The sequence below is a fragment of the Vibrio sp. OPT46 genome (assembly GCF_015163535.1).
Taxonomy (GTDB): Bacteria; Pseudomonadota; Gammaproteobacteria; order Enterobacterales; family Vibrionaceae; genus Vibrio; species Vibrio alginolyticus.
In genome coordinates this window covers 127133-138493 of record NZ_JADDYG010000092.1, presented here as the reverse complement: position 1 = coordinate 138493, position 11361 = coordinate 127133, and the positions used below count along the sequence as shown (strand labels likewise).

The following is an 11361-nucleotide window of genomic DNA, read 5'->3' as shown; positions in this document are numbered from 1 at the left end:
CCAACACGCTGCTGCATACCACCAGAGAGCTCGTGCGGGAATTTCGTTTCCCACTCAGACAAACCGACCATTTCGAGCTGTTCACGCGCTTTTTTACGGCGCTCAGCTTTACCAATGCCTTGCATCTCTAGACCAAACGCTACATTGTCTAACACCGTTAACCATGGCATCAATGCAAACTTCTGAAACACCATGGACACGCGGTGCGTACGAAGGTGGCGCAGCTTCTGTTCGTCACAGTTAGAGAGCTCAACCATATCGTCGCCATCTTTGATTTTCAGAGAGCCACGAGAAATATCGTTCAATCCGTTAACCGTTCGCAGCAAACTTGATTTACCCGAGCCCGAAAGCCCCATCAAGACACAGATCTCACCCTGTTTCACGTTCAGCGAAACATTATCAACCCCAACCACTTGGCCAGTTTCATCAATGATTTCTTGTCGAGACTTCCCTTGATCTAGTAGTGCTAGCGCCTGTGCTTGTTGCTGACCAAAAACGACATCAAGATTTTTAATAGTAATAGCGTCCATGATTATGCCTCCTTCTGGTTTGGTGCTTTACACAAGCGATCAAGAATGATGGCAACGAGTACAATCGCTAAACCAGCTTCAAAACCTTGCGAGATGTTTACCGTATTCAGTGCGCGTACGACTGGTTTACCAAGTCCATCAGCACCAACAAGCGCCGCAATGACTACCATAGACAGAGACAACATAATGCACTGCGTAACGCCAGCCATAATACTTGGCAATGCCGCAGGTAACTCCACCTTAAACAGTAGCTTCATGCGGCTGGCACCAAATGCTTTACCCGCTTCAAGTAGCTCCTCCGGCACTTTAATAATGCCGAGGTACGTCAATCGAATTGGCGCAGCGATAGCGAAAATGATGGTCGAGATTAGACCAGGGACAATACCTAAACCAAACAGAACCAAGGTTGGAATTAGGTAAACGAATGTCGGTACGGTCTGCATTAAATCGAGTATTGGCCGCAACAAGGTGTATAACCAAGGACGGTGCGCCGCCATAATGCCCAACGGCACGCCAATTAATACGGAAATCGTTGTCGCTGCAAACACAAGGACAAAGGTTTCCAGCATTTCTTGCCAGTAACCAAGGTTGAGAATTGCGAGTAAGGCCAACACGATAAATACGACAAGAGGAATGCTGCGATGTAAGAACCAAGCAATTGCCGCCGTCATAATGATTGGCGCTGCAGGTGGCATCCATTTAAAAATGTCCACCACGAAAAGAATGATCGTTTCAAGTGTAATAGAGATTGCATCGAAAAAACCCGATGCATTGATGGTTAACCAATCGACGCCAGTTTCCATCCATTGGCCCAACGGTAGTTTGTTGTCCGTAATAAAATTCAAAATAAAACCTTTGTGTTAATGAAGCGGGCAAAACTCTGCCCACTTTCTTTTAAAAAAACGAGCTCAAATACTGCTTATTAAGCGTTTGTTTTTAAGTAGTTTGTAATAGCTGTTAGCGCATCTTGGCCATCTACCGTTTTCACGCCCTCTAGCCACGCTTCAATTTGCTCTTGGTTTGCATTCAACCATGCTTGCGCTGCTTTTGATGGCTTCTGTTTCTGGTTAAGAATCGCTTCCATCAGTTCATTTTCCATTTCTAGGTTAAACTCTAGATTTTTCACTAGCTGACCTACATTTGGACACTCAGCGAGGTAATTTTTACGTACGTTTGTGTAGACGTTCGCGCCGCCGTAGTTAGGACCGAAGAAGTCATCACCACCCGCTAGATATTCCATTTCAACGTTACTATTCATTGGGTGCGGCGCCCAACCTAGGTACACAATCCATTGATTGCGGCGTGCGGCACGTGATACTTGAGACACCATGCCAGCTTCACTGGACTCAACTAGGCTGAAATCTTTTAGGCCGAATGCGTTACTATCAATCATTGACTGAATTAAGCGGTTGCCATCGTTTCCAGGTTCAATGCCGTAAATGCGGTCTTTAAATTTGTCGGCATGTTTTACTAGGTCAGCGAAGTTGGTTACGCCTGCGTCATAAACGTATTTTGGAACCGCTAGCGTGTACTTTGCGCCAACGAGGTTCGCGCGTACGGTTTCAACAGTACCTGCATCACGGTATTTCGCGATATCACCTTCCATCGTTGGCATCCAGTTACCTAAGAAAATGTCGATATCGCCATTAGCCATAGAGGAGTAAGTTACAGGCACAGACAGAAGATCGGTCTTCGTTTTGTACCCCAACCCTTTAAGTAACTCTGATGTAACGGCAGTGGTCGCTGTGATGTCAGTCCAACCTACATCTGCGAAACGAACCGTTTCACATTGGTTGGCGTAAGCGCCTGTTGCTAAAGTACTTAGTGCAATTGTTGAGAAGATTTTTGTCATCTTAGACATGTTGAATTCCTTGTAATGATTACTGACTTTTTCATTTTATGAGATCGAATCGAGATCTCTTTTTGGCGGATGCATTCGTTGCATCTCTTGCCAGTCCGGTGCAATCCAAACTGGTACGTTGTTCGACGTTTCTAGGGCGTTATCCAAAATCATATCCGCGGCGCGTTCTGCCACCATAATCGTTGGCGCATTTAAATTACCGTTCGGAATGGTTGGGAAAATAGAAGAGTCCACCACACGCAAGCCTTGAATACCGCGTACTTGGCATCGCTCATTTAAGACGGCTAATGGGTCATTATCTGCGCCCATTTTGCAGGTACAAGATGGATGGTAAGCACTCTCGACGTTTTGCTTCACCCATTCATCAATCTGTTCATCCGTTGTGATGTTCAGACCGGGTTGGATCTCATCCCCACGAAACTCATCCATGGCTGGCTGATTGAGGATCTCGCGAGTAAGGCGAATACAATCACGCCAATCCTGCTTATCTTGTTCAGTGGAAATGTAGTTAAACTCAATCTTCGGCTTATCATTCGGATTCGCAGAGACAACTTCAACCGACCCGCGACTTTCTGGCTTGTTAGGTCCAACGTGCACTTGGAAACCATGACCATCAAAAGCAGCTTGCCCGTCATAGCGCATTGCCGCTGGCAAGAAGTGATATTGAATATTTGGCCACTTTAGTCCTTCACGAGAGCGGATAAACGCACACGATTCAAAGTGGTTAGTAGCCCCTAGGCCTTTGCGAGTTAATATCCACTCAGTGCCAATCAAGCCCTTGCTCACCAAGCCTAATTTGCTGTTGAGCGTGATAGGTTGCTTACAATGATATTGGAAGTACACTTCTAAGTGATCTTGCAGGTTTTTACCTACCCCTTCCAACGAGTGTTTCACCTCAATGCCCGCTTTTTCTAATACTGCCTTAGGGCCAATGCCTGAAAGCTGCAACAGCTGAACGGAGCCAACCGAACCCGCACTCGAAATCACTTCATTATTCGCAAAACATTGCTGAATTGAACCTGACTTTTCAAATTCAACGCCTACCGCTTTCTTACCTTCTGCACCAGTTTCTTCTAATAAAACTCGATGAACCGTCACCCTCTTCATTAGGGTGAAGTTTTTGCGTTTTTTAGCGCGGCTTAAGTATGCATTAGAGGTCGAAGCGCGTACGCCTTTGTCGACGGTCATATGCATTGGGCCAAAGCCCTCTTGCTGATAACCGTTGTAATCTTTTGTTTCTGGGTAGCCAGCTTCTTTGCCTGCATCAATAAAAGCTTGGTACAGTGGATTGAGCTTCATATCGTTGCCGTTACATGTGCCGACTGGACCGTGATCGCCCCGATATTCATCAGCACCACCAATCCAAGACTCTGCTTTACGGAAATAAGGCAAACACGACTGATAATTCCAGCCTTTCGCGCCTTCCTCTTCCCACTGGTCAAAGTCACAAGCGTGTCCGCGAACGTAAACCATGCCGTTGATAGATGAGCTACCGCCCAGAACTTTTCCGCGAGGACAATGAAGTTGGCGACCATCCAACCCTTGCTCTTCAACCGTCTCAAACTGCCACGCGTATTTTTCAGTGTTCATCGGGTAAGAAAGCGCTGTTGGCATTTGGATAAAAATACTTTTATCCGACCCACCCGCTTCGAGTAATAGGACCGAATTTTGACCACTTTCACTTAAGCGATCCGCTAACACACAGCCGGCCGAACCCGCACCGACGATGATGTAATCGTAGTGTTGTTGCATTTTTATTCTCCTAGGAGTTAATACTAATCACCCTAGATAAGTGAACGAAATTAGCGTAGGAAAAATGCTTGAGAACAAGGCGGAAATTTTGATAAGTAGTTAACCTACAATCAAAATTGACAACGTAGTTATCGAGCATTTTAACAAGCTAAAGTGGTCAGTTATCTACTATGAGTAGTATCATTTGTAAGGGCTTTCGAAGTCGCTTAGCTGAACCAGAACACTCTTCGTTTGTGTGTAATGTTTAAGGGTTTCGACTCCGTTTTCACGGCCAACACCTGATTGCTTGTAGCCGCCAACTGGCATTTCCGCAGGTGAGTCACCCCATGTGTTCACCCAACAAATACCCGCTTGAATTTGATGGATCACACGGTGCGCACGAGATAGGTTTTGAGTAAATACACCTGCCGCTAAGCCATAATCGGTGCCATTTGCACGCGCAATCACTTCCGACTCATCGCGGAATTTCAGAACTGACATTACCGGGCCAAAGATTTCTTGTTGAACGTGGCTCATGTCATCATCGCAATCGACAAATACGGTTGGAGCAACAAAGTTACCATTGGCTAGGCCATTGTCTGTTACTTTGTAGCCGCCAGTCAGTAACGTCGCGCCACTCGCTTTCGCGGCTTCAATCGCTCCTAGAACTTTCGATTCATGATCTTTAGAGATTAGCGCGCCAATTTGCGTGTTCTCATCAAGCGGATCGCCGACGACTAACAGCTCGGTTCGGGCCTTAAGCTGTGCGATAAAGTCGTCATAAATACCTTCATGGACAAATACACGTGTACCGTGCGTACAAACCTCACCTTGGGTGTAGAAGTTCGCCACCATGGCCGCAGAAACGGCATCGTTTAACTTCGCATCATCAAAAATAATCAGTGGAGACTTACCACCAAGCTCCATCGTTACTTGTTTTAGTGTCTTAGCGCTGTCACTCATGACGACTTTACCGGTGCCTGACTCACCCGTGAATGACAATTTTGCGATATCAGGATGCGCCGTTAGCATCTGTCCTACTCGGTAATCCCCTTGCACGACATTAAATACGCCATCTGGCATGCCCGCTTCTGAATAAATTTCGGCGAGCTTAAGCGCCGTTAATGGTGTTTCTTCTGATGGCTTGAAGATCATTGCGTTGCCCGCAGCCAGTGCTGGCGCCGATTTCCACATCGCAATTTGAATTGGATAATTCCAAGCGCCAATACCCGCGCAAATGCCCAATGGCTCACGACGTGTATAGAAAAACTGATCGTCGCTGAGCGGCTGCTGTTCACCTTGTAGACTTGGAGCAAGGCCAGCGTAGTACTCAAGAACATCGGCACCTGTTGTGACATCAACCGCGATAGCTTCTTGAATGGGCTTACCAGTATCTGCCACTTCCAATGCAGCCAACTCGTCATTACGCTCACGTAAAATGGCAACGGCTTTGTGTAAAATACGGCTGCGCTCAATCGCAGTCATCGCCGACCATGCAGCAAAACCTTTTTTTGCCGATTCAATCGCTGCTTGAAGATCGTCTTGGTTCGCTTGTTTAATGTTGGCCAATGGCTCACCATTCGCCGGATTGTAAGTGGTGAAGTGTTCATCTGAACACCCGTCGTACATCGCACCATTGATATAGTGTGCTTTCATTTCCATTTTGAAGACCTGTAACTTTTATATTTTTTCAGAATAAAACGTAAGTTGTTTTTCGAGATAATCGTTGATGATGATTCTCGCTCTTTCTGCATCAATGCCTTGCGGGTTGAGCGTTCCGCGCAGCCAAATTCCATCAATAAGTGATGCAATACCATGAGCAACCAATTCAGCCTGCTCTGCATTTAATAATGCTTTGAGTTCTTTTCTTAGGTGGGACAATAGACGTCGTTCGTTGACACGCTGTAAACGCTTGAGCTGCTCGTCATGCATTGAGTACGACCAAAACGCCAGCCAAGTCTTAGCAACTTGGTTTTCTGCCTGATAGCCGACAAAGTTACCGTCAATGATTGCATTAATTCTTTGGTGATGAGCATCACTTGGCAGCTCACGTAACTTCTGTGTGATAGTGGACGAAAGCTGACGCAAGATTTCTCGCATCGTTTCCTCCAGCAATCCGTGCTTACCACCGAAATAGTGGTTGATAATCCCCGTTGATACACCGGCTTCTTTGCTGATTAACGAAATACTCGCCGCGTGTAAACCGACTCTATCAATCACTGACATTGTCGCTTTCACAAGCTGCGGTTTTCTGATTTCAGGCATCCCCACCTTTGGCATTTTGCGTCCCTGTTATTTTTAATTGAACGGTTAGTTAAATATAAAATGCCTGAAAATTAATTCGAACTCAAATTATTTTTAAAGAAAAATGTTAGTAAAAAAGGATGAAAAGTTGAGGGTGTACGAAAAATTGCTCGGCAAGAACTTGTCGGGACAACTAGATTTCAGTTTAAGAAAAAACAAATAAGATAAACAAAATCAAATAGTTAAATATCAATTTATTTTTAAAACGATGATGAACGAGTTGATTTTTGAACAACAAAAATCTGTGCCACAAAAAATTTATATCGACCACTAATCATTTCACCTGTACACGGTTTGTTTGCACAAAGAATAGACACACTAGTTTGTTATAGTTTTGTAGACACAAGTGGCATTCGCACTTTGAAGGTGAAGAAGGCAAAGAGAGGTTATATTGAACGCCATGAATATGCGATTCGATACCCTTAAGCCATTTTTAAGTAATATCGCCAAGTGACTTTAAGATGTTAGATTCAGCGTTTTATATTCGAAGCAAGGATCTCAAAGTCACTTGGCTATCAAAGTAAATGGGAGGGATAAGTTCAGATTCATCGTGCGATGAGCCTGAACTCTTGATTTCTGTTAGGCTAGCGAGCGACCTTTCACGCAGTTGCGTCCGTTCGCTTTCGCTTGATAAAGCAATTTATCGGCCTGATCGCAAAGTGATTTAAAACTCATCTCATTATCTTCAGTGGTAACGACTCCAAAACTACAGGTCACTCTCACTTCTTCTTTCTGTTCCGTAACAAAGCCATGTAGGGATAAAGCGCTACGTAAACGTTCTGCAGTAATAAGGGCGTTTTTATGGTCTGTATTGGGCATAACAACAACAAACTCTTCACCACCAAAGCGAGCAACAATGTCGTTCTCACGTACAGTTTCCTCCAACACTTTGGCAACGCCCGTTAGTACGGTATCTCCAAACACATGCCCATAGGTATCATTTACCTGCTTGAAATAATCCACATCGATTAACGCTAAAGTTACTGGCCCCGATTGTGGTTTATTTGGCACCATTTTCTGTTTATCGAGTTTGCTATCTACCCATTTATTTAAAGCTAGATAACCGTACTTAACTTGCTCGACTTGCTCAAAAACAAAGTGTTGTATCTTTTCTTGCTTAGATTGAGGTACCGGTTTCTCTTTTCGCTCACGCTTCACTTCTACTGGCTTAGTGAACCAGTCCTCTAAAAAACGGCGATTGAACAACCCTGTCAATGTGTCTGTCTTTGCGAGGCGACGCATTCTCAAACGCGAGCGATTGACGACGAGAAATACTACCGCCATCAAAAATAGAACACCGATGAGCGCAAGTAGCGCTTCACCCAATAAGTAAAAAGTACGACGGTTATTTTCTAGCTCCATACGCTGCAAAACATTGTTCCAGTTGAGATCTTCGTTCTCATATTCAAGTCGTTCCAACTCAAATAACGTCTGCTGGCGCTCAAGATTTTCAACTTCTCTTTGATTGCTAAATTGGATAAATTTATCGTGATAGTTACCGTAAGTTTCGAATGCTAGTTTAAAGTCATTGCTTCCCGCATAGGCCATAGCGGCGACTTTTAGTAGCTCCATTTGCTGTTGCTTGACGTATCGACTCTCTATAATCTCCGGCAGCATTGGCGCGATCATCGCTAAAAGTATTTCAAATTGCTGCTGCTCTAACATATATTCGGCTTGTAACAACTTAAATGTTGCCAAATACGCGCTAGACGTTTCTCTGTACTGTAAATTCTCCGCCAGCTTCAAGTGGTTAACCATCTTCTTTTCTTGTTTCGTCTCGCGATATAAAGCTGCAAGTTCAAGGTTAACTCGAAATCTAAAGCGTCCATCACCGATAATTTGAGCCAGCTTTAACGCTCGCTGATATGACGCTATCGCCTCTTCGTATTGGAACTGTGCTTTATGAAGTTTCGCTATCGTCAAAACGCTCAACAACTCATTGAACGACATACGCCTATCCCTAAAATAGCGATATGCTTGTTCCAAAAGCGCCTCAGATCGGTCGTAACCCTGAATTTTGACAAGTACGTCACCTAGCTCTAGTGCTGCACGTTCGACCAGCCCGTGAACACCTGAAGATTCAGCCGCATCCATGGACGACATAAGTGCAGCATAGGATTTTTTAAACTCACCTTGCTCATCGTAATAGCGTCCTTTTAGCAACAGGATTTCTGATTCAAGTTGCTTATCACCATTCTCACGCGATGTTTCCAACAAGCTATCCAACGCAGAAAGCGCGGTATCGATATCGCTCTTTCCAACCATAGTTCGCATCTGAATCAACTTAAACAGGAGATACTCATGGCTCTGTGGACGCACAAGCTCCAATCCTTTTTGAACGACACTCTGACTCTCTTCTACGCGCCCTAGCAGCTCTAAAACCGTGGCCTTGGCAAGCCAGTAACGCACCAACAGCGCTGTTGGTTGGTTTTGTAGTAAAGACTCTTCTTCTAACGCTTCAATCAAAGCTAAAGAACTCTGAGGTAATGCGTAAATTTGATTTTCGATGCCTTCTAACGACTGTAAAAACTTACCTTCCTGTTCCACCTTTTCTGTGGAGGCCTGAACAGAAAAACACAGACACCCCAATAATAGCGGCATCGTCCTAAGCGAATGAAATAGTGACATTATTGCTCTTCCCTAATGGGTAGTTACTTCAGTGTAATTGAGAATTCTGATTATTTATTATTAAGACAACTGAAGGTTATTCAGTCAGCCTCATATTCCCATGTATTTTGCGCTGAATAATAAATCACCATCTTTAGATGCCGAAATAGTTTTCGGTTACAATATAACCAATAAGAATGTTTTTTACACACCAAGAATAACGATCTCGTTAGTGAGACAAAAGATCGTCTTAGTTGTGAGTTAATACATTTACATGACAAGCAATATAGAACTAACCATTCACATTAGAAATAGAATCAATTTTTATACCGTTCGATGAGATAGCAGTCGACCATGCATCCAATACATTTTTCAGATAGAAGCAATAAAAGAAAGGAGAAAATGGAAGGAAGCGGACAATCAAACTCGCTCCCCTTTTTTATGTTGCAGAGGGGGTTACATTCGCATTCCGCCATCGACTTCGAACACTCTTCCGGTCACGAATTCGTTGGTTAACACGTATTTTATGGTCGATGAAATTTCATCCGCCAAACCTAAACGTCCAACCGGAATCATTCCGATTAAACGTTCCATCGCTTCAGGTTTTATTTGGTCTGTCATGGCAGTTTTGATGACACCCGGAGCAATCGCCACTGAGCGAATTCCGAAACGCCCTAACTCTTTCGCCCACACCGTTGCCATGGTGGCTACCGCCGCTTTAGATGCTGAATAGTTGGTTTGACCAATATTCCCGGCACGCGCAACGCTGGATATGTTGATCAGAACCCCTTTGCTATCGGTGTTCAGCATTACCTTGCTCGCTTCACGGCCACACAGGAAAGTGCCTGTTACATTCACATCTAGAACAGACTGAAATTGTTCCAGCGACATCGTGTTAACCTGACCATCTTTGACTTTAATGAACATACCATCACGCATAATACCTGCGTTATTGATAACGCCATTGAGCTGCTTGAAATCTGCCTCAATTTGCTCAAAAGCAGTGCACACCTGCTGTTCGTCAGTCACGTTCGTCACATAAAAACGAGCGGTAACGCCGAGAGATTCACATTCCGCTTTCGTTTCAGCCAGTTGCTCTGAATTGAGGTCGATAAGCGCAAGATGAACGCCATTTTCCGCCAGTGACAGTGCCATTTGTTTACCCAGCCCCTGCCCTGCCCCCGTGATCGCAATGACCTTATTTGCTAACTCCATAAGCGCTCCTTAGGCCTGATTTTGCTTTTGGTAGAACTCAAACAAGCTTGAAAAATCTTTTTGCCCGTTGCCCTGACCGTTGTGAAAATTAAACAGATTACGAGCCAAGCTGCCCATTGGCGTTGATGTTTGACTGGCAACCGCCGCTTCCATCGCAAGACCCAGATCTTTAGCCATTAACTGGCTCATAAAGCCGCCTTGATAACCATTGCTTGCAGGCGTATTTTCCATCACACCTGGACAAGGGTTATAAAGCTCTAGCGCCCAGTTACGCCCTGAACTTTGCAACATGATGTCGGAAAGCACTTTGGGATCGAGTCCGTTTTCCATCCCTAAATTTAGTGCTTCACAGGTGCCGCTCATCAAAATGCCCAACATCATGTTATTGCAGATCTTCGCGACCTGACCAGCTCCAACATCGCCCGCATGGAAGATGTTTTTACCCATGTGGCTAAGCACCGCTTTGGCTTGAACAAAGTTCTCTTGCGAGCCGCCAACAATGAAAGTTAACGTACCTGCTGCTGCGCCCGCAACGCCACCAGATACTGGTGCATCAACAAAACTTATACCAAGTTGCGATGCTTTTTCGCCAACCAAACGAGCAGTCGCAGGATCGATGGTGGATGAATCAATCAGCAAGGTGCCTGATTCGACGCTATCTAATATGCCATCTTGACCAAGATAAACGCTTTGAACGTGTTGGCTCGCTGGCAGCATAGTGACAACCACATCAACACCTTGTACTGCCTGCTGAACGGAATCGGCACTTGAAGCGCCCAATGCGGTCAACTCCTCAACTGCGTTTGGGTTCAAATCAAATACTTCGACGTTCAAGCCCGCTTTAAGTAGATTCTTAGCCATAGGCGCACCCATGTTACCAAGGCCAATAAATGCAATTTTGTCCATATCGTATTTCTTCCTTGTACTAAAGTGCCGCTATAGCTACCGACGATGCGGTCAGTGGGTATTCTGCTGAGTCAATTGGCGAGAAGAAGCGCTCCAAAACTTGTGGCGTTACGTCAGAAACCGTGCGATGTTGCCAAGTCGGTTGATTGGTTTTATCAATAATCAGCGCACGAACCCCTTCTCTAAAATCACCTTCTAAGCCACAAC

At 44.9% G+C, this 11361-nt stretch carries 10 protein-coding genes; all 10 read right to left on the bottom strand.

Features of this window, described 5'->3' with window-relative positions:
* Nucleotides 1–530: ATP-binding cassette domain-containing protein (locus tag IQR33_RS04045; protein ID WP_193843540.1), on the bottom strand; the 530-nt coding region annotated here is incomplete at its 3' end.
* 2 nt (nt 531–532) lie between these two features.
* Nucleotides 533–1375, bottom strand: a complete 843-nt coding sequence (gene choW, locus IQR33_RS04040; protein WP_005392552.1) for a choline ABC transporter permease subunit — start codon at nt 1373–1375, stop codon at nt 533–535.
* A gap of 77 nt (nt 1376–1452) precedes the next feature.
* On the bottom strand, nt 1453–2391 hold the full coding sequence (locus tag IQR33_RS04035; protein ID WP_005382646.1) for a choline ABC transporter substrate-binding protein: 939 nt from the start codon (nt 2389–2391) through the stop codon (nt 1453–1455).
* Nucleotides 2392–2427: 36 nt separating this feature from the next.
* A complete protein-coding gene (gene betA / locus IQR33_RS04030) occupies nt 2428–4143 on the bottom strand; it encodes a choline dehydrogenase (RefSeq protein WP_005373209.1) in 1716 nt (571 codons plus the stop codon).
* Nucleotides 4144–4323: 180 nt separating this feature from the next.
* Nucleotides 4324–5784 carry a betaine-aldehyde dehydrogenase gene (betB, locus tag IQR33_RS04025; RefSeq protein WP_193837963.1) on the bottom strand — a complete coding sequence of 487 codons (1461 nt, stop codon included), beginning with the start codon at nt 5782–5784 and terminating at the stop codon, nt 4324–4326.
* Between the two features lie 18 nt (nt 5785–5802).
* On the bottom strand, nt 5803–6402 hold the full coding sequence (gene betI / locus IQR33_RS04020) for a transcriptional regulator BetI (RefSeq protein ID WP_017820329.1): 600 nt from the start codon (nt 6400–6402) through the stop codon (nt 5803–5805).
* A gap of 603 nt (nt 6403–7005) precedes the next feature.
* Entirely contained in the window at nt 7006–9027 is a 2022-nt protein-coding gene (locus IQR33_RS04015; RefSeq protein ID WP_416222670.1) for a diguanylate cyclase, read from the bottom strand.
* Nucleotides 9028–9489: 462 nt separating this feature from the next.
* Entirely contained in the window at nt 9490–10248 is a 759-nt protein-coding gene (locus IQR33_RS04010) for an SDR family oxidoreductase (RefSeq protein ID WP_033906450.1), read from the bottom strand.
* 9 nt (nt 10249–10257) lie between these two features.
* Nucleotides 10258–11154: a 3-hydroxyisobutyrate dehydrogenase gene (gene mmsB, locus IQR33_RS04005; protein ID WP_033906449.1), complete on the bottom strand. Its 897-nt coding sequence runs from the start codon at nt 11152–11154 to the stop codon at nt 10258–10260.
* A 19-nt stretch (nt 11155–11173) separates the two neighbouring features.
* A partial coding sequence (locus IQR33_RS32280) for an enoyl-CoA hydratase/isomerase family protein (RefSeq protein WP_228013750.1) occupies nt 11174–11361 on the bottom strand: 188 nt, incomplete at its 5' end.